Origin of the sequence: Meiothermus cerbereus DSM 11376, from assembly GCF_000620065.1 — a bacterium.
GTDB lineage: Bacteria > Deinococcota > Deinococci > Deinococcales > Thermaceae > Meiothermus > Meiothermus cerbereus.
Map to the genome: position 1 here is coordinate 14,523 of NZ_JHVI01000009.1, position 19,147 is coordinate 33,669.

The following is a 19,147-nucleotide window of genomic DNA, read 5'->3' on the forward strand; positions in this document are numbered from 1 at the left end:
GAGCCGGGCTTGGCGGCTTTTGGGCTGCTGATAAGAAAGGTTTTTGATCTACGCTTTTTGCATGGGCTCCCACCTGAAGCTGCGCCAAGAGCTGCCCATGCATCGGGTGGTTTTTGACCTGCCCTAAACAGACAGCTTTAGAACCCCAGTATGTAAGGACGAAGCCGAGCCCAGCCCGACATTAGAAAATTGTCATGTGGGGATGAGGAATAAAGCGGTAGCATAGGAAATATGGTTCCAGAGCTAGCAAAAGTACCGGGTGTGTTGGGGCAGATTTCACGGCGGCGTCTTTATGATGTGATGGGGCTGGAGGGGCGGGCGTGGCCGAAGCCGGTGGCCCCGCCCTCGTTTAGCCAGGCTTTGCGTTTGCCCGGCCTATCGCTGATCGCCGAAGTCAAACGCAAGAGCCCCTCACAGGGCGAGATTGCCCTGCAGCTCGAGGCTGCCGAGGTAGCCCGGGCCTATGTGGCGGGTGGTGCTCGAGCCATCAGCGTGCTGACCGAACCGCACTACTTTGCCGGCTCGGATCAGGACCTGCAGGAGGTGCGCGCGGCAGTGGAGGTGCCCATTCTGCGAAAGGATTTCACCGTGCACCCGGTTCAGATTGCCGAGTCCAGGGCCCTGGGGGCCTCGGCGGTGCTGCTGATTGTGGCGGCGCTGGGACGCCTGACCGGGTCTTATCTGCAGCTGGCCCAGCAGGAGGGCCTGGACGCACTGGTGGAGGTGCACGACGAAACCGAGCTCGAGCTCGCCCTATCGGCGGGGGCCTCGATTATTGGCGTCAACAACCGCAACCTGACCGATTTGAGCATAGACCGCAGCACCGCGCCGCGCCTGGGGCGCCTGGCTCGTGCGGCGGGGTTCAGGGGGTTGCTGGTTGCGGAGTCGGGCTACAGCGATGCAGCGCAGCTGGCCGAGCTGGAGGGGCTTTTTGACGCCGTGCTGATAGGAACCAGCCTAGCCCGCAGCAACAACTGGCAGATGGCGGCGGCCCAGATGAACCGCCCATAACAGCCCCACCAGGCTAGACTAGGGATATACCGTGCCGGCAAAGCCCAGGGCCGCAGTGGACAAAACACCGGGCTCGATGGCAGCCAAAATACAGATTTTTTTGGCCTGGCCGCAGGAGCAGTAGGCGAAAATATCGAGAGGTATTGCATGGCCCTCTATCTCAGCTTGCTTGGCCCGCCCCAGCTCTGGCAGGACGGCAAGCTGGTCATGGTGCTGCCCCGCAAAGCTGTGGCCATGGCAGCTTTTTTGGCCGTGATGGGCCATTCGGTCGAGCGGGGCCGTCTGGCCGATATGCTGTGGGACGGCGACGAGGCGGCAGTTCGCAGAAACTTGCGCCAGGAACTATTCCGTCTGAAGAATACTCCCTGGGAGCAGGTATTTATACAGACGCCCACAAGCATTGGACTGGGGCCAGTGCAAACCGACCTCGAGGCCTTTCTGGCCCGCATGGCCAAAGGGGCTTGGTCCGAGGCTGCGGCCCTATGGCGGGGAGGGTTTTTAGCAGAAGTGGAGCCCAGGGCCTCGGAAAGCTACCTGGACTGGCTGATTCCCGAGCGTGAACGCTGGGCTGCCCTCTACCGCGAGGCCCTGCTAGGGCTGGCCCGGAGCTTCGAGGCGGCGGCCAACTACCCGGAGGCCCTAAAGGTATACACGCGGATTCTGGGCGAGGATCCCCTTCAGGAACCCGAGCAAATGGCCGTGATGCGGCTGTACTTGCAGATGGGTGACCGGGGGGCGGCCCTGCGCCAGTTTGAGCAGTTCGGGGTTTTGCTAAGGGAGCAACTCGGCCTGGATATGAGCCCAGAAATGCAGGCCTTTGGCGCACAGCTGCGGGCAGGTCGGCCTATCCCAAGCCAGCAAGGCAGGGGTTTGGCCCTGGGCGAGCCGCCCCTGGTGGGCCGCGATGAGGCCATGTTGTGGCTCGAGGCCAGTTGCGGCCAGGGGCTGTTGCTGCTGCTGGGTGAAGCGGGGGTGGGTAAAACCCGCCTGGCCCTGGAGTACGCCAAGCGTCGGGTGGGCGCGGGGCCAGCCGAACTACTTCGCATTCGCCAGCGCGAGAGCGGCCAGGAGATCGGGTTTAGCGCAATTCTGGAAGTCTTGCGCCAGGCTTACGAAGAACAAAAACTGACCCAGCTGGAGTCGCCCTGGCGGGAAGAGCTGGCCCAGCTTCTGCCCGAACTGGGTTTCCCACCTACCAACTCACATAAGACCCGCTTTTTTGAAGCCCTCTGCCGAGGGCTTCAAGCCATTGTCCGCCCGGGTGGGGTGGTGCTGTGGGACGATCTGCACTGGCTGGACTGGGCGAGTTTGGAGTTTTTGCCTTACCTGGTACGCCGGGCGGGGGCGCTGGGTATTGTTGTGCTTGGCACCTCGAGGCCTGAAGCGCTTCAGAAGAACCTGCCCGTGCGGCGTGCGCTGCACGAGCTGGCCCAGGAGGGGTACATACAGCAACGGTTGCTCGAGCCCATCGAGCTGCCCGCACTGGTACAGCTACTGCGCCAGATGTCGGGCCAGCACGAGGGGGGCGAACGTTTCGCTGAGCACCTGTATCGGGCTACCGAGGGCAACATGTTTTATGTCCTCGAGACCCTGCGCTATCTTTTCGACCAGGGCTTGTTGCGGGCCGAGGGCGGGGCCTGGCACACCCCTTTCGACAGCTTTACCGAGGATTACCGCGAACTGCCATTGCCCCCCAGCGTGCGTGATGCGCTGCTGGAGCGTTTGCAGCGTATTGGCGAGGACGCCCTGCTCATCGTACAGGCCTTTGCTCTGGCCGATTTTCCCTTATCCCCAGAGCTGGTGGCCTGCCTGCTGCGTCAGCTCGAGGCCTCCATCACCCGGCTGGAAAGCCTGACCCAGGGGGGTTTTCTGCGTCTGGGTTCCACCGGCTATAGCCTGCGCCATGAGCTGGTGCGACAGACCGTGCTGGCCGAGATGACTGAGTCGCGAAAGCGCTGGTTGCACGCCCGGATTGCCGATGCCCTGCGAGAGGTGTCCGGCCCCCTACCCCTGCTGGCAGCGCATCTCGAGGCTGCCGGCCAGCGCGCGGAGGCTTATGTGGCTCACCTGATGGCAGCGCGCGGCCTTCGTCGGGGGCCACTGGCCCGGCAAGCCCTGGAACACTACCAGCGGGCTCAGGTACTGTGCCCACCCCTGGAACCCGAGCTCGAGCGGTTTCGCATGTTGATTGAAGCAGCCGAAACCCGGGTCTCGTTGGGGCAGATGCAAATTCCTGAGCGCCGGGAAATAGCCCGGCTGGCCGAACAGCTGGGCGACCACGAGCGCTTTCGTGTTTTGTTGCTTAACACCGATGCCGCGCTGGCCTCTGGCCAGGTGGCCGAGGGTATCGAGGCAGCATACGAAGCTATGCGCCTGGCCCAGACCCCCTGGCAGCGTGGCCATGCCCAGTTTAAGCTGGCCTGGCTGGAGTACCGCGGTGGCGACCCCGATGTGCAGCTCGAGCCCTTGCTGGCGGCCATCCGGGCTTTCCACGATATTGGCGACCAGGTCATGGAAGCCCTGGCCTTGCGCAATTTGTCGGGCTACTGGTTTCGCCTGGGCGACCTGGAAAAGTTCGACCAGGTTTATGCCCAGGCGTTTATGCTGGCTGTCCAACTGCGCGATGACCTGCTGCTGCGACGTTTGCGGGCCGATAAGCTGGTGGTGGACTGGGTTAAGGGTGACTATGCCGCCAGCCTTCGGGTGGCCGAGCTGCTGTATCAGGAAGCCCGCGAGCGGGGCGACTGGTGGGCGGTGTGGGATGCCTTGCAGGGTTTGCTGCTCAATGCTGCCGTATTTGGCCTGGAACCCGAGCTCGAGGCCACCGTCCAGCAGGCCATGCTCGAGGCCGCCGAGGTGGGAGCCTGGCGCGACCTGGCCCTGCTGCGTTCCGACTACGGCAATGCTTTGATGGTCGCGGGCCGTCTGGAGGACGCCAAGCGCGAACTCGAGGCCACCCTGCACAATCTGCGTGAGATGGGTGAGCGTGCCCGCCTGGGCCATGTGCTGTTCAACCTGGGCTTTACCCTGCTCGAGCTGGGCGATCTCGAGTACAGCCAGCTAACCCTCGAGGAATCGGTGCGGCTTTGGCGCAATCGCAAGGAATACCGCCACACCGCCCGCTCGCTGGCGGCCCTGGCCCTGAACCACCTGCGGGCGGGCAAACGCAAGGAAGCCCAGCAAATCTCTGCAGAAGCTTTCGAACTGCGGGCTTCGTGGGCGCTGGGCATCTACGACCTTCCCCTGGTGCTCTACATCCGGGCACGGGCCCTGGGAGACCCCCAGGGCAGTGCCTACCTGCGCGAAACCCAGCAACTGCTGCACAATCTGGCCCAGCAGCTACCGCCCCCCCTTGCCGAGCGGCTTCTGAAGAACCGCTATGTGGCCTGGGCTTTGAGTAAAACAGCAGGTGTCTGACTCGAGTCTTCACATATCAAACCAGTGACCTGGCTTCTGAACCGCCGACAGGCTGTGGCCGGTATGCGTGAATGGCTCGAGTTCAGCTTGTGTAACGCCAATATAACGCCGACACTGCTAGCCTCTTGCTGGCTACAACCCGAAACCCAACATTCGGTTGAGCACGGAGGTTTGTATGAAACGTCTATTGTGGCTCCTGAGCACGGGTCTGATTCCATTGCTAACGGCTTGTCCTGGTGGAGGTGGAACCTCGCCCGCCCTAACGGTTTCCCCCACCACAGCTACGCTAACTGCTGGGACGGGAAACCAGGTCTTTAATGCGACTCTAAGCAATGCAACCGGCACCATCAACTGGGCGCTCAGTCCGAATGTGGGCACACTCTCGGCAACCACAGGTGCCTCAGTAACCTACACGCCCCCAGCTACGGTAACCAGCTCCACCACAGTGCAGCTCACTGCAACCTCGGGCTCGCTAACGGCCACTGCGAGCATAACAGTCAATCCGCCGGCTAACATCAATGTTTCTGGTACGGTAATCGGTATCAATCTGCAACCGGTTGCCAGTGCGCCGGTGGTCATTACTTCTGGCGGCACCAATTTCAGCACTACCACCAATGCCAGCGGCGTGTTTAGTGTAAGTGGTGTAACAACTCCATACGACGCAACTGTGGTTACTGGGAACCAGTCGCTTATTTACAAAGGTTTGACCCGCACCGATCCAACCCTGGTGTTTTTAGGGGTTTCTCCAGGTGTTTCCCGATCGGCCTCTCTGAGCGGGACTGTCCTGGGAGGTGCGGGCTTCCCTCAACCGGCAAACCACCTGACTCGAGTTGCTTTTGGATCGCCCGAGGCATTGGACAATGCAACGGCCAACACCACTACCGGAGCCTACAACATGGGTACGATCAGCTGGTTTGGTCCCACCACCACTACCGGAAATATCCATGCGCTTCAATGGTTGTTTGATGGTACGAACCTTCCCACCGACTACAAAGGGTATGGGGAGAAGCTGGGTGTGGCGCTCTCGGATGGCGGAGCGTTTGCTAGTCAGAATGTAACCATGTCTGGGGTAAGCGAAGCCACGATATCGGGTTCAGTCACTCTTCCGGCTGGTTACACCCTCGCAAACAAGCGCATGTCCGTGGGCTTTGCAGACCGCTCGCTTATCAATGTGCTTAGCGACTCTGGTGCAAGTGTCAGCTTTGCCTACACCACGCCCAATATCACCGGTGCTACCATACAAATGCAAGTTACGGCAAATAATGCCACAGGAACCAGCGTAATCACAACCAAACCCGGTCTTGCGATCAATGCTACCAGTGTTTCGATTCCCCTGCCTGCAGGCTCGGAGCTTAGCCTGCCGCCAAACGCCGCTACCGGCGTCAGTAACAGCACCACCTTTTCGTATACACCCTTCTCAGGCGGTGTGCATTTCGTGGTGTTTAATGGTCCAGGAGCCAGCCCCGATTATGTCGTGGTAACTACTGCCAGCAGCACCACCATTCCCAATCTCAGCTCGGTTGGGCTTGGGTTGCCTGCATCCACGGTCTATTCCTGGAGCGTTGTGGGGGCTGCACCATTCGCAACTGTAGACGCTGCTGCGGGGCCTGGGGGTTGGCTGGCTGTCTTTTTAGGCACTGCTGAAGGCAGTCGGACTCAATCTACAAGCCGCACATTTACCACCGCACCCTAGAGCGGTCTTTGCTAAAGGTTGTCCAGCCATCAAGGCCGGGGAACTCCCCGGCCTTTTGCTACAGTTCAGCTAGAACCGGCTGGCTACCCTGTCCCAGTTGATGACGTTCCAGATGGCGGCCAGGTAGTCCGGGCGGCGGTTCTGGTATTTGAGGTAGTAGGCGTGCTCCCACACATCAATGCCCAGCAGCGGGGTGTGGCCTTCCATGAGGGGAGAGTCCTGGTTGGCGGTGCTGTAGACCAAAAGCTTGCCCGAGGCATCCTTCACCAGCCAGCTCCAGCCCGAACCAAAACGGGTCAGGCCGGCCTGGGTCATCTTGGCCTTGAGCTCATCAAAGGAGCCAAAGGTGGCGGCGATGGCTTCGGCCAGCTTGCCGCTGGGTTCTTTGGCGCCACCGGGGGCCAGGATGTCCCAGAACAGGGTGTGGTTGTGGTGGCCGCCGCCGTTGTTGCGTACGGCGGTGCGGATGTCTTCGGGTACTTGGGCGATTTTGGTAAGCAGGTCCTCGAGGCTCCAGCCATGCAGCTCGGGGTGTTTCTCCAGGGCCGCATTGAGGTTATTCACGTAGGCGGCGTGGTGCTTGCCATGGTGGATTTCCATGGTCTGGGCGTCAATGTAAGGCTCGAGGGCATCTTTGGGATAACCGAGGTCGGGTAGTTTGAACGGATAACTCATAGTTGAACCTCCCAGGTGTACTCTACGCCCCAAAGTCTAATACATGCTGTGATTGAGTTTGCAAATTGGCCTTGCGGCCTTTACCGGATGGCCCCAAGGCCATGTCTGCTCACATAGACGGGCTGCTAAAAAACACAGACCTACACACCTGTGATGGACTAGTTGTGTGTCATCTCGAGCGGCACCACCCACTTGTCGAACTCTTCCTCGGTCAGGTAGCCCAACGCCAAGGCGGCTTCTTTAAGGCTGGTACCTTCTTTGTGGGCCTTCTTGGCAATGGCTGCGGCCTTATCGTAGCCAATATGACGGTTGAGGGCAGTAACCAGCATCAGGTTTTTCTCGAGGTTCTCCCGGATGCGCGGCAGGTTGGGTTCGATCCCTACGGCGCAGTGGTCGTTGAAAGATGAACAGGCATCGCCTAAGAGCTGGATGCTGGTCAGGACGTTGTAAACCATCACCGGCTTGAACACGTTAAGCTGAAAGTTGCCCTGGCTGCCTGCAAAAGCCACTGCTGTGTCGTTGCCAAAAACCTGCACACAGACCATGGTCATGGCCTCACTCTGGGTGGGGTTGACTTTTCCCGGCATGATGGAGCTGCCGGGTTCGTTTTCGGGGATGATAATCTCCCCAATTCCGTTGCGGGGGCCAGAGGCCAGCCAGTGCACGTCGTTGGCCATCTTCATCAAGGCCCCGGCCAGGGTGCGTAGGGCAGCACTGGTGGTGACCAGGGCATCGTGGGCCGAGAGGGCGGCAAACTTGTTCTTGGCCGAAACAAAAGGGAAGCCCGTTTCCCTAGCAAAGTAGGAAGCAGCCAGGTCGCCAAACTTGGGGTGGGCGTTGAGCCCGGTGCCCACAGCCGTCCCGCCGATGGCCAACTCGTACAGGCCTTGCTCGGCGTGGCGAACCTCGCCCAGGCAGTAATCAATCTGGGCTACCCAGCTCCCAATTTCTTGTCCCAGGGTGATGGGGGTGGCGTCTTGCAGGTGGGTGCGCCCCACTTTTACCACGTCTTTGAAGGCCTCGGCCTTGGCGGCCAGAGTGTCGCGGAGCTTCTGCACATTGGGGTAAAGGTGGCGGTGTAGCTCCTCCACCACGGCGATGTGCATGGCTGTGGGGAAGGTGTCGTTGGAGGACTGACCACGGTTAACATCGTCGTTGGGGTGAATGGGTTTTTTGGAACCCAGCACGCCACCGGCCAGCTCGATGGCCCGGTTGGCAATAACTTCGTTGGCGTTCATGTTGGTCTGGGTACCCGAGCCGGTCTGGAAGACCACCAGCGGGAAGTGATCGTCAAGCTTACCCGCGATCACCTCGTCGGCGGCCCGCACAATCAGGTCGGCCTTGTCGCGGGGTAGTTCGCCCAGATCGGCATTGGCCAGGGCGGCTCCTTTCTTCAGTATGCCCATGGCCCGGATGATGGAGCGGGGCATTTTGAAGCGCTCCTGCCCAATTGGGAAATTCTGTAGCGAACGCTGGGTTTGGGCACCCCAGTAGCGGCTTTCTTCGACCTGAACTTCGCCCATGGTGTCGGTTTCGATGCGGTATCCCATAGCGGCTATATTCTATTGGGCTTCTGGGACTCGGGTATAGGGACGGTCTGCCCAAAGCGACCACAGACCTTGCCTGAAGCGGTGCGAGTGAGCGGGCTTGGCTGTACAGCACTTTGGGGTTGCGGCAGCCTCGAGGTGTGCGGGTCTAAACCGTAACTTTTCCCCGAATCCTCCAGTACACGTAACCGTAAAAGATAATCAGCAGGCCACACACCACCGCACCACCCCAAAATGGGCCGCTGGGACCCAGCCAGTCCCACAAAAAACCACCCACAGCAGGGCCGGTGGCTGCCCCAAGCCCTTCGACCACCATCAGCGAGCCCCAGATGGCCGCGCGGTTTTCGATGGGCAACAGGCGTACCAGAAGCGCATTCCAGCTAGGTACAAAAGTGGCAAAGGCCACGCCACCCAGCAGACACAACAGCAGGAAGTAAGGGTAAGAAGGCTGCTGGGCGATAAGCAAGAAGATGGCCGCCAAAGCGCCCAGGCTGGTGATTAGGGGCAGCCAGACCCCTTTTCGATCGGGCAAGCGACCAAAAATGCCTGCTCCCAGAAAGACCACCACCGCAGCCAGGCCAATGGCCAGGTAAAGCTGCCACTCGGTGAACTTGAGCTGGGTTAGGGTGAATTTGAGGATGACCAGATTAAAAAGGTTTTGCAAAAAGAGCTGAGCAAAGGCGGTTGGAACGATGATCAGCACTGGCAGTAGTTGCTTTAAGCTCAGGCTTTGCTTGGGCAAAGGCTCGCGCACGCCCAGGCTTATAAGACCTAACAGGGTGACCAGTCCCAGCGCCACAAAAAAAACAATGGGCGTGTTTTCTGGCAGATTTTTGATGAAGAAGGTTCCCAGAACCCAGCCCAAACCAATCCAGGGCATCACCAGAAACTGGGAATACGCAATGGCCCTGCCTTCTCTTCCCGGAACTGCAATTCGGCTGGCAAAGGATAGATAACCCGGTTGCAAGCCCGAGATACTGATGCCCCACAGCAGCATGCTGGCCAGTAAAAACCAGCCGTTGGGGTGGAGAATTGTGCCGGATAATGCCAGCAGACCCACCAGGCCCGATAGAACGCCCACAGCACCAAAGCCGATGCGCTGAACCAAAAACCCGCCGATCCCTCGACTCAAAGCTTCGGTAAGGGAGTGCACGACCCAGGCCAGGCCAACCAAACTTAGGCTGAGACCCAGTTCATTGGATGAAAAGGGCATGTATACCCAGAAGAAAGCCGAGCGGGTGAACTCTAAAAGCCCCAGCGTGGAAAGCATTGCCAGGAACTGTGGGAAGTTTTGCTTCTGCCAAGGAAGTTTGTCCAGGGCTTTCATTTAGCCCTCCTTGGGGATTTGTCTGCAAAAAGCAGCGTGGAGATATGTGAATCTCTTACACCTGAAAATACATGGTGAGTTCCATGAATGTTTTGGTGAGCTGCACAGACTCGGCAAGAGGGCTTTGCCCTGAGAAAAGTCATGGTGCGATTCTAACAGCCCGGGCAATCCTCAATAAATATAATCCATGCCTCCTCGAGACATTCTCCCGGCTAGTGGTTTTTGGCTGGGTTTGAATAGTTATCACTAGAAATCGATTTTTGTATCCGGGGAGGTGCGAAAGCCCTCGAGCCAGCCTTTCCAAATGGGGGTGCCGCCTTTTAGTCCCTTCTCCTTCAGGCGGGCTAGAAAAACTCCCAGGCTGTTCAGCAGCCAGTAGGTTTTACCAAGAGGCCCAAAGGCATCTGAGCGAACCAGCCAAGCCCGGTTGCGGGCCTCGAGGAAAAACATCTCATCCGATGCGGTAATGGCTGAGCTGTAGGGGTTGCGGGTTTTATGAACTGTAAGGCTGTCTTTAACCAGGTAGCCAACCCCTCGCCGCAACAGCCTTCCGCTGTACTCGAGGTCATCGTTATACAGAAAATAGGCTTTGGTCGGAAGGGGATATTCACGTGCGATACGCAGGTTGACCAGCATGGAAGCATAAGTGCCAAACCGTACGGGCAGCAGGCCAAGCGGAAGTGCTTTGAGAAAAAGCCCTGGCCTGCGAATATCGGGCCACGGTATACCCATGGGGTGGGTGCGTCCGTCCAGCCAGAGCAAGCGGCTGAGCAGCAGGCTGGGCTCAGGCCCGATGGTACGTGCTTGCTGGAGACCCATTAGCAATTTTTGCAGGCTGTCAGGGTGGGGGTGGGCATCGTCGTCCAGGAGCCAGACCCAGTCGAAGTCCCGCTGGCATGCCTCGGCCAGACCCGTGTGGAATCCCCCCGCGGCGCCGGTGTTGGCCTCTAGGCGCAAATGCTCAACCTGGCGCTGTGCCAGCAGAGCTGCGGTACCATCAGTTGAGGCGTTGTCGACAACTAAAACATGGTCGGGTGGGCGAACTTGCGAGGACAGCAAGTCCAGACACTCGGCCAGTAGGGGCTTGCGGTTGTGGGTTACGACCAGGGCCAGCACTTTTTCGTTCATAGCGCGGATTGGATTTCTGTAGCGATTTTGGACAGAGCCCCTGGCGGCCCATTGCGCTCGAGGCCATCCCGACGGGCTTCCTCACGGGCTACGGGGTCATCAACAAACTGCCGAACAGCGCCCGCTACCACCTGGGGACTCGCTTCAACTAGGCGCATGGCTTTACCCAACAAGCGACTTTGCCTGAGGGCATTGGGATAGATGTACTGGGGCCCTGGGGTGGGGAAGGCCACCACCGGAATACCCATTCCGGCGGCCTGCTCGTTGGCGGTGCCGGCGGTACCAATAGCCACATAGCCCGTATGCAGTATAGCCGAGAAGGCCCCGCGCAATAGCCATACCCGCTGCGTGTCTTTGCGGGCAATGGCGGTCTGTTCATCTTCGATTTCGAGCTCCCAACCCTCGGCCAGCGGTACCTCGGAAAAGTCGGCGGCCCAGGCCACCAGGGGCTGCAAGTCGGGCAGCAGCGCTGAACTTTGCAGCATCAGGGGTAGGCTGAAGCGCACATCGGCCCGTGTGCCAGGCAGCAGCACCAGCACCTTGCGCCCGTCCAGCAGCCCGCTCAGGTTGCGTTCGGGGGGGCCCAGGGTGTCCATGGCCATGCTGCCTACAAATCTGGCCTTGTACATGCCGAGTTGATGGGCCCGCTGTTCGCTGACTTTGTCGCGCACGTAAACCGCCCGCACAAAGCGATGCATCCAGCGCTCGTAGAACATATAGTCCTCAGCGCCGAACTGGTTGGGCTGGCGCAACCGCTCCCAGACGCTTCGCCCTGCCCAGTAGTAGTGTGAAATCTGGGGCTGAAGGTGAAAAAGGGGCAGATGTCCCCAGTTGGAGGCCAGCACCCCCACCGCCAGGGCGTAGGCATCGCCCACTGCCGCTACGGCCCGCACCTCGCGCCGAGCAAGCTGGGCAGCGCGAATCTGCAAGTAAATTTCCTGCAAAAACCCTGCCCGTAGGTCGGCCAGCAGGTTCTCCAGGCTGTTGAAAGGAAACCCCCCTGAGGGCATCTGTTTGCGTGGCCCCAGGATGCGCTCTACGCGGCCTTCGTAGCGCTTGCCCGGGCCTACCAGCGGCAGTGCAGCTAGGTGCAGGCCCTCGAGCTGCTGGCAGAGCGTGGCCCCAATCAGGTCTTCGGCGTTACCGCCCGAGATGATGAGCACGTCGGTCATATGGCTACCACGGCAGACTTCAGGGCTTCTTCCAAGGCCAGCTTAACTGCTCGCGCCTGTAGCTCTAAGGGCAGGTAGGCCTGGGGCTTTTGCAGGGCCAGGGTTTCGTCCGGGGGCAGGTGGATAAAACCCACCGGTACTTCGACAGGCAGCCAGGATAAGGCCAGATACATCACCTGGTTGCACAGGTAAAGCCCAGCGCTATTGCTGATGACCCCTGGGATTCCGGCCTCGGCCCAGCGCTTTTTTATGGCCTGCATAGGCAGCCGGGTAGCCAGCGCCAAAGGGGCCCCGGGCAGGATGGGGGTGTCCTGCAAACGCAGGCCCGCGTTGTCAGGCAGCTCAAAGTCGAGCAGGTTTACTGCCAGGCGCTCGAGCGCAAGCAAGGCCCGCCCCGTTGCCAGCCCCAGGTGCAGGGCAACCACGGGCTGATGCGCTTTGTATAGCCGCTGCAACTCGACCGGGGCCTGCTGGGTGTCAACCGGCAGGGTGGCCCGGATGAGCTGGGCCTTACCTAAGGTTTCGGGTAAATGTGCCAGGAGGGCACTGCTGGGGTTATGCGGCAGCCCAGCAAAGGGCTCAAAGCCGGTGACTAAAACCTTCACCTCGTTAGTGTAACAAGACCTTATGTGAGCCTCCAGCCTGGGAGTAAACTAACTTGCCCCCCCAGGCGCTTCTGGTGGAGGGTTTTTTGACGATTAGTGCTCGGCTTGCTTCAAGATGGCAAAAATAGCCAGCGTGCAGCAATCTGACTCCCCAGGCAACCCAGACCATGAACCTAAACGCAGAATCTATCCTGAACCACTACTTACCCGGCCTGCCCCAGGTAGCCCGGGCGCTGCTTTTCGCCCAGACCGCTGGCCCCCGGGTGCTGCTCTGTCCAGCAGAGCGGCTGGCCCAGTATGCCGACCTGGCCGCGCTGGGTGTGACGGCCTACTTGAATCCGGGCCTCGAGGTCTTTGGGCAGGCCCAGGCCGTGGTGATGAGCTACGAGGAGGCCCTGGCCCCCTTCCCCGAGTGGCCCGAGGAGTGGCGCCTGGTGCTTATGCCAGGCCAGCAGTACTTGCGCGACCCGCTTTTGGAGTTGCTCACCCGCATGGGTTATGTTCGGGGTGAGGATTTGGCAGTGCGGGGGGACACCCTCGAGCTCGAGGAGCTTCGGCTGGAGTTTTTTGGCGATGTGCTAGAAGCAATCTGGTTTCAGGGCGCCCCCCAGCCACGCCATGTACTCACGGCCAAGGCTGGCAAGGCCGAGGCCTGGACCTCCCATAAAATCCTGCACTTCCCTGGAGTGGTTTTCCTCGACACCCCCTCACTGGCCCCAGCTGAGCTTTGGCCCCTGCTTGCGGGGCGGGCCCAGGTGAGCTTTGGGCTGGGGGGCCCGGAGCTGCCCCCGTTGCACCTGCCTTACCAGCCCCTGCCCCCCTACCGGGCCCGCATCTCGCAGTTTGTAGAAGATGTGCAGGCCTGGCTGGCCCAGGGCTATGCGGCGGTCTTCTTTTACCGTCACGCAAAAAGCCGCAGCTACCTGTTGCAAAAGCTCGAGGCCTCCTCACTCAACCCCAAGGCCCTGCGCTCTACCCCAACCCTGGCCCCCCAGCCGGGCACCCTGAACCTGGTTCCAGCGCCCTTTGAAGGGGCCTTTCTGGACACCGAAGGCCGCACCGCATACCTAAGCGAAGCCCATCTGTACGCATTTGCTGGGGCCGAGCTGCTGCGCAGCCGAAAACTTTTGCTGGGTGAGGCCGACCCGGGAACCCTGGCGGTGGGCGACTACCTGATTCATCCCGAGCACGGCATTGGTCAGTACCTGGGGCTCGAGACCCGTGAAGTGCTGGGTGCGAAGCGGGACTATCTGGTGCTGCGTTACGCCGGCGAGGCCCGCATGTACCTGCCGGTTGAGCAGCTCCCTCTCTTGAAGCGCCACCCGGGTACTACCGACGACCCTCCCGCGCTCTCCTCGCTGGGTAAAGGCGAGTGGAAAAGAAGCCGTGACAAAGCCGCCAAAGATGCCGAAGAGCTAGCGCAGCGTCTGCTGGTGCTACACGCTAAGCGCGAGGCCACACCCGGTCGGGCTTTTGGGCCGTTGCCGGACTGGGATGCGCTCATCGAGCAGAACTTTCCTTTTGCCCTGACCCCCGACCAGCAGAAGGCTCTCGAGGAGACCCTGCGCGACCTCGAGGCGCCCCGCCCTATGGAGCGCCTCATCTCAGGCGATGTGGGTTTTGGCAAGACCGAGGTGGCCCTCCGTGCTGCCTTCCGGGTGGTGGGGCACGGGGCCCAGGTGGCGGTTTTGGTGCCCACCACGCTTCTGGCCGAACAACACAAAGAAACCTTTCAGAAGCGCTTGGCAGGTCTGCCGGTGCGGGTGGCCGCGCTCTCGCGCTTTACCTCCGAGCGAGCGGCGAGGGAGATCCTGGGGGGGTTGGAGCAGGGTACTGTAGACATCGTAATAGGCACCCACCGCCTGCTCTCCAGCGACGTGCGCTTCAAGAACCTGGGCCTTCTGGTGGTAGATGAGGAGCACCGCTTTGGGGTGGGCCAGAAGGAACGCATCCGCGAGCTAAAAGAGGCTGTGGACACGCTTTACCTTTCCGCGACCCCCATCCCTCGTAGCCTTTACAGCGCCCTGGTGGGCCTGCGCGACCTCTCCAGCATCCAGACCCCACCCCCCGGGCGCAAGCCCATCCGCACCCTGCTGGCCCCCTACGACCCGGCCCTGGTGCGGCAGGGCATCATGGACGAACTCGAGCGCGGCGGAAAGGCCTTTTACGTCCACGACCGGGTGGCTACCATCCTGGCCCGACGCAAATACCTGGAAGCCCTGGTGCCCGAGGCCCGCTTTGGGGTGGTGCACGGGCAGATGGGGGAGGCCGAGGTGGAGGAGACCATGCTGGCCTTTGCCGAGGGGGCTTTTGATGTGCTGCTGGCTACCACCATCATCGAGTCCGGCCTGGACATCCCCGAGGCCAACACCATCCTGGTTGAACGGGCCGACAAACTGGGCCTGGCCGCGCTCTACCAGCTTCGGGGCCGGGTGGGTCGGCGCGACCAGGAGGCCTGGGCCTACCTTTTTCACCCCCTGCGCCTGACCGAAGGCGCCGAGCGTCGTCTGGCGGCGATTGCCGACCTCTCGGACCTCGGCTCGGGCCACCTGCTGGCCGAGAAGGACATGGAAATACGAGGCGTGGGCAACCTCCTGGGCCCCGAGCAGCACGGCCATATTCGTGCGGTAAGCCTGGAAATCTACACCGAACTCTTGTCCGAGGCCATCCGCAAGCTCAAGGGCGAGCAAACCGAACCCGAACGCCACGTCACCATCGACCTGCAACTCTCGGCCCGCCTGACCCCGGAATATATTCCCAGCCCTGCTGCCCGCAGCCGCTATTATGGCCGCCTGGCCGAATGCAGAAACCTGGCCCAGCTCTCCCACCTGGCTAAAGAACTCAAGGAGCGCTACGGCCCGGCCCCGCAGGAGGTAGAAAACTTTTTGTCCCTGACCCGCCTGCGCCTTTTAGCCGAGGGGCGGGGAGTGATATCGATTACGGAAGACCTGATGTATCTGCAGCTGGCCTTTGCCAAGCCCAGCCTGGACTACGATGCCAAAGCCCTGCGGGCCCTGCCCTTCCGGGTCGAGGCCACCCAGTATCCCCTCGGCTTCCGCATCTCAAAAAAAGGCTTGCGGGCCGAGGAGTATATTCAGGCCCTTAGCGATGTGCTGTACCTGGTGGGCTGACTCATAGGAAATGTCTTTGATTTGGTCTTTTTCTGGGGCCCTGCCTGAAGCGTGGGCAGCTTTAGCTCGAATAACCAGGGTGCTCTGACAATCCCTAACGGAACGATTCAGGCGGGGTTTACACTACACCTTCCAGACCGCCAGCACACTGGGGTCGATGGGGGTGATCTGGTGTGGGCTTTGGAGATAAGCGGCCTCGCCCTTGCGCAAGTGCAGGTAGCTGTGGTCGGGAAGGTCTACGACCACCTCACCCTCGAGCACAATGTACAGGCGTGGCTCCTCTACCTGCTCCGGCTGGGTTAGCAGGTAGGTAAAGAAACCCTCCAGGCCAGGGAAGCGGGCCTGTCCCTGACGCTTGGCGAGCCGCAGGAGGTGAAGTTTCATGGTGCTAGGCCCCAACCGCTTCCTTGCGGGATTTGCCATACTCCATGCGTAGCTTGAACATGGCCTGACGGAAGAGCTTGAGCACAGCCTCTTCCGGCTGGTTGAGGGCCTTAGCTACCTCTGGAACGGCTTTTTGCTGGCCCTGGGTGCGCCTGGCCACCTCGGCCTGTTCGGGGGTCAGGCCCACCTGGGCGATGAGGGGCTCGAGGTCGGCCCAGGTTGCGCTTTTCTCGCTTTGTTTGGCTTTTGTGGTCTTGCGCTTGGCCTTGCTTGGCGATTTGTCCTGCTCGCCCCTAGCTTTGTGTCTTCCGTACTCCATTCGTAGCTTGAACATGGCCTGACGGAAGAGCTTGAGCACAGCCTCTTCCGGCTGGTTGAGGGCCTTGGCTACCTCTGGAACGGCTTTTTGCTGGCCCTGGGTGCGCCTGGCCACCTCGGCCTGTTCGGGGGTCAGGCCCACCTGGGCGATGAGGGGCTCGAGGTCGGCCCAGGTTGCACCCGAGCTGGAGGTGCTATTGCCTTTGGCCTTGGCTTGGCTCTTGTTGCGGCGCTCGCTAAGGGCTTGTAGGTCGGGCCCACCATAGCGAGAGCAGCCGGGGTTGGAACAGGCCCGTTTGCCGGAGCGGCCCTTGGCTACTTCGTTCCAGCCACACAGGGGGCATTTCTCAGGTACCAGCGGGTCGAAGGACAGGAAGTCGCAGCTCTGATTGTTGCAGCGGTAGTAGGGTTTGCCCCGCTTGCTGGTTTTTTGCACCACCTCGCCAGCGTGACACCTGGGGCATTCGATTCCGGTAGAAGGGGCTTCGTCGCGGGTGTACTTGCACAGAGGATAGCGGTTACAGCTGATGAAGGTGCCATAGCGTCCGTGCCGCCGTACCAGCTGGCCCTCCTGGCAGGCCGGGCAGGCTTCACCGATTGGCTCGGGTTCTTTTTTCTGCTCGAGCCGCTCGGTGTATTTGCACTCAGGGTAGCCGGTACAACCCAGAAACTGCCCGAACCTGGAAACCTTTAGCTCCATGGGCCGCCCGCACTGGGGACACGTTTTTTGGGGAAGCCGGGCAAAGTCCTTGAGGAAAGGCTCGTAAAACTCGCGCACAACCCTGGGCCAGGCCGCCTTGCCTTCCTCTATTTCGTCGAGGCGGGACTCGAGCTGGGCAGTAAAGTCGTAGGCCACCACATCGGGGAAGCTCTTGACCAGATACCCGGTCACTTCGCGGCCCAGTGGGGTGGGCTTTAGCGCTTTACCAGCCCGCTCCAGATAACCCCGGCGCTCGAGGGTGTCTATGGTGGGGGCGTAGGTGGAGGGCCTTCCGATGCCCATCTCCTCGAGGGTCTTGACCAGGCTGGCATCGGTATAGCGTGGGGGTGGCTCGGTAAAGTGCTGTTCGGGCGTAACCTTAAGCAGTCGGGCCGTGGCATTTTCACGTAGGGAGGGTAGCTGGTTCTCGGCATCGTCGCCCTCTTCGCGCCCATACACTCGCAAATAGCCATCGAACTTCAGCACTGAGCCCACCGCCCGGAAGACCATCTCACCGCCAGCGATGTTCACGGTGGTCTGGTCAAAGACGGCGGGGGCCATCTGGGAGGCCACAAAACGCTGCCAGATAAGCTGGTAAAGCCTGTACTCCTCGTCGGTCAGGTGTTTGCGCAGGGCCTCGGGGGTGCGCAGGGTGGAAGTCGGGCGGATGGCCTCGTGGGCATCCTGGGCATTGGCGGCTTTTTTGCTGGCAAAAAAGTTGGGTTTCTCCGGCAGGTAAGCCGGGCCAAAGTGGCTCGGAATAAACTCGCGCACTTCGGCCAGGGCCTCCTGTGAGACCCTGGTGGAGTCGGTTCGCATGTAGGTGATGAGGCCCACTGCACCTTCGGGCAGGTCTATGCCTTCGTAGAGCTTCTGGGCGATTCGCATGGTGCGGCTGGCTGTCCAGCCCAGGCGGCTGCTGGCGGCCTGTTGCAGGGTAGAGGTGATGAAGGGCGGGGGGGCGTTGCGGCGGCGTTCGCGGCGCTCGATGCTGCTGATGCGGTAGTTTTGTATGCCTTCGGCCCGGCGGGTGATGTCTTTGGCCTGGCCTTCACTGGTAATGAGAAACCTCTCGCTGGTCTGAACCCGCTCCTGGCCCACACTATAGAGCATGGCCCTGAACTGCTGGCCCTCCGACTCAAACTGCCCCTCAACCGTCCAGTATTCCTGTGGAACAAAAGCCTCTATCTCTTGTTCGCGCTCTACCAGCAGCCTTAGCGCAACCGACTGCACCCGGCCTGCCGATAGCGCCCTGCGCCGAAACTCCATGCTGAGTACCGGCGAAAGCTGGTAGCCCACCAGCCGATCCAGCACCCTTCGGGCTTGCTGGGCGTCCACCAGGCTCTGGTCTATGGGTCGGGGATTCTGCACGGCCGCACGCACCACCTTGGGGGTGATTTCGTGAAACTCCACCCGCAGGGGGGTTTGTGGGTTGAGCCCCAGCAGGCGGGCCACATGCCAGCCAATGGCCTCGCCTTCACGGTCGGGGTCGGTGGCGATCAGTACCCGTTTTCCCTTAGCAGCCCGCTTGAGCTCATTCACCACGGGCTGCTTGTCTTTTTTGACTTCATACTGCGGGGTAAAGTCGGCCTGGGTGTCCACGCCCAGTTCGCGTTCGGGTAGGTCGGCCACATGTCCTTTACTGGCCCGCACCTCGTACCCGGCACCCAGCATTTTTTGAATGCTTTTCGCCTTGGCGGGAGATTCCACTACAATTAACGTTGAATCCGGCATACGGCTAAGTATATGGACGAGGCGCGGGTGGTTTGTCAAGGGCGTACCTGACACAAGGCCTCGAGCCCACTATAAAAAAGCAAGTGCTAAACGGGTTTTTTTGACAAACCCACCCACCCTGGCAGTCGAAGTAAACTGTGAGAAAAGTCTGATATGAACCCCGCCTGAATCGTTTCATTAGGGATTGTCAGAGCACCCTGGTTATTCGAGCTGATGCTGCCCACGCTTCAGGTGGGAGCCCCAGAAAAAGAACAAATCAAAGACATCTCTTATGAGGTATTCCCGGGGCTACGCCAAATAATTAG

General features: G+C 60.5%; 12 protein-coding genes. 4 read left to right on the forward strand and 8 right to left on the reverse strand.

Translation table 11 applies throughout. The features are described from left to right. Positions 1-231: 231 nt before the first annotated feature. The 3 genes from trpC to Q355_RS16360 all read left to right on the forward strand — a co-directional run bounded on the left by trpC (position 232) and on the right by Q355_RS16360 (position 6,121). Entirely contained in the window at positions 232-1,011 is a 780-nt protein-coding gene (trpC, locus tag Q355_RS0103595) for an indole-3-glycerol phosphate synthase TrpC (protein WP_027876532.1), read from the forward strand. Positions 1,012-1,158: 147 nt separating this feature from the next. Further along, entirely contained in the window at positions 1,159-4,428 is a 3,270-nt protein-coding gene (locus tag Q355_RS0103605; RefSeq protein WP_027876533.1) for an ATP-binding protein, read from the forward strand. Between the two features lie 445 nt (positions 4,429-4,873). Next, positions 4,874-6,121, forward strand: coding sequence for a carboxypeptidase regulatory-like domain-containing protein (locus Q355_RS16360; protein ID WP_245597477.1), 1,248 nt, complete (start codon positions 4,874-4,876; stop codon positions 6,119-6,121). 69 nt (positions 6,122-6,190) lie between these two features. Here Q355_RS16360 and Q355_RS0103610 read toward each other — a convergent pair whose 3' ends face one another. From Q355_RS0103610 to Q355_RS0103635, 6 genes are all read right to left on the reverse strand, one after another. Continuing rightward, the gene (locus Q355_RS0103610) at positions 6,191-6,796 is read right to left on the reverse strand and encodes a superoxide dismutase (protein WP_027876534.1); all 606 of its coding nucleotides are present in this window, start codon (positions 6,794-6,796) and stop codon (positions 6,191-6,193) included. Between the two features lie 158 nt (positions 6,797-6,954). Beyond that, on the reverse strand, positions 6,955-8,346 hold the full coding sequence (fumC, locus tag Q355_RS0103615) for a class II fumarate hydratase (RefSeq protein ID WP_027876535.1): 1,392 nt from the start codon (positions 8,344-8,346) through the stop codon (positions 6,955-6,957). A 145-nt stretch (positions 8,347-8,491) separates the two neighbouring features. After that, positions 8,492-9,670: an MFS transporter gene (locus Q355_RS0103620; protein ID WP_027876536.1), complete on the reverse strand. Its 1,179-nt coding sequence runs from the start codon at positions 9,668-9,670 to the stop codon at positions 8,492-8,494. Positions 9,671-9,916: 246 nt separating this feature from the next. After that, on the reverse strand, positions 9,917-10,798 hold the full coding sequence (locus tag Q355_RS0103625) for a glycosyltransferase (protein WP_027876537.1): 882 nt from the start codon (positions 10,796-10,798) through the stop codon (positions 9,917-9,919). Next, positions 10,795-11,970, reverse strand: a complete 1,176-nt coding sequence (locus Q355_RS0103630; RefSeq protein ID WP_027876538.1) for a lipid-A-disaccharide synthase-related protein — start codon at positions 11,968-11,970, stop codon at positions 10,795-10,797. The genes Q355_RS0103625 and Q355_RS0103630 overlap by 4 nt, the downstream gene beginning before the upstream one ends. Further along, a complete protein-coding gene (locus tag Q355_RS0103635; protein WP_027876539.1) occupies positions 11,967-12,575 on the reverse strand; it encodes a pyroglutamyl-peptidase I in 609 nt (202 codons plus the stop codon). Before Q355_RS0103635 ends, Q355_RS0103630 begins: the two co-directional genes overlap by 4 nt. 167 nt (positions 12,576-12,742) lie before the next feature. On the opposite strand from Q355_RS0103635, the gene mfd reads away from it, so the two are divergent. Further along, entirely contained in the window at positions 12,743-15,706 is a 2,964-nt protein-coding gene (gene mfd, locus Q355_RS0103640; RefSeq protein WP_027876540.1) for a transcription-repair coupling factor, read from the forward strand. A 123-nt stretch (positions 15,707-15,829) separates the two neighbouring features. On the opposite strand, the gene Q355_RS0103645 is transcribed toward mfd, so the two are convergent. Together Q355_RS0103645 and topA are read right to left on the reverse strand one after the other, a co-directional pair. Further along, the gene (locus tag Q355_RS0103645; RefSeq protein ID WP_027876541.1) at positions 15,830-16,090 is read right to left on the reverse strand and encodes a cupin domain-containing protein; all 261 of its coding nucleotides are present in this window, start codon (positions 16,088-16,090) and stop codon (positions 15,830-15,832) included. A 4-nt stretch (positions 16,091-16,094) separates the two neighbouring features. Continuing rightward, the gene (gene topA / locus Q355_RS0103650; protein ID WP_027876542.1) at positions 16,095-18,842 is read right to left on the reverse strand and encodes a type I DNA topoisomerase; all 2,748 of its coding nucleotides are present in this window, start codon (positions 18,840-18,842) and stop codon (positions 16,095-16,097) included. Positions 18,843-19,147 lie beyond the last annotated feature (305 nt).

Coding starts and splice junctions, on each gene's coding strand:
- trpC (WP_027876532.1), top strand. CDS start 232: ATGGTTCCAGAGCTAGCAAAAGTACCGGGTGTGTTGGGGCAGATTTCA.
- Q355_RS0103605 (WP_027876533.1), top strand. CDS start 1,159: ATGGCCCTCTATCTCAGCTTGCTTGGCCCGCCCCAGCTCTGGCAGGAC.
- Q355_RS0103610 (WP_027876534.1), bottom strand. CDS start 6,796: ATGAGTTATCCGTTCAAACTACCCGACCTCGGTTATCCCAAAGATGCC.
- fumC (WP_027876535.1), bottom strand. CDS start 8,346: ATGGGATACCGCATCGAAACCGACACCATGGGCGAAGTTCAGGTCGAA.
- Q355_RS0103620 (WP_027876536.1), bottom strand. CDS start 9,670: ATGAAAGCCCTGGACAAACTTCCTTGGCAGAAGCAAAACTTCCCACAG.
- Q355_RS0103625 (WP_027876537.1), bottom strand. CDS start 10,798: ATGAACGAAAAAGTGCTGGCCCTGGTCGTAACCCACAACCGCAAGCCC.
- Q355_RS0103630 (WP_027876538.1), bottom strand. CDS start 11,970: ATGACCGACGTGCTCATCATCTCGGGCGGTAACGCCGAAGACCTGATT.
- mfd (WP_027876540.1), top strand. CDS start 12,743: ATGAACCTAAACGCAGAATCTATCCTGAACCACTACTTACCCGGCCTG.
- Q355_RS0103645 (WP_027876541.1), bottom strand. CDS start 16,090: ATGAAACTTCACCTCCTGCGGCTCGCCAAGCGTCAGGGACAGGCCCGC.
- topA (WP_027876542.1), bottom strand. CDS start 18,842: ATGCCGGATTCAACGTTAATTGTAGTGGAATCTCCCGCCAAGGCGAAA.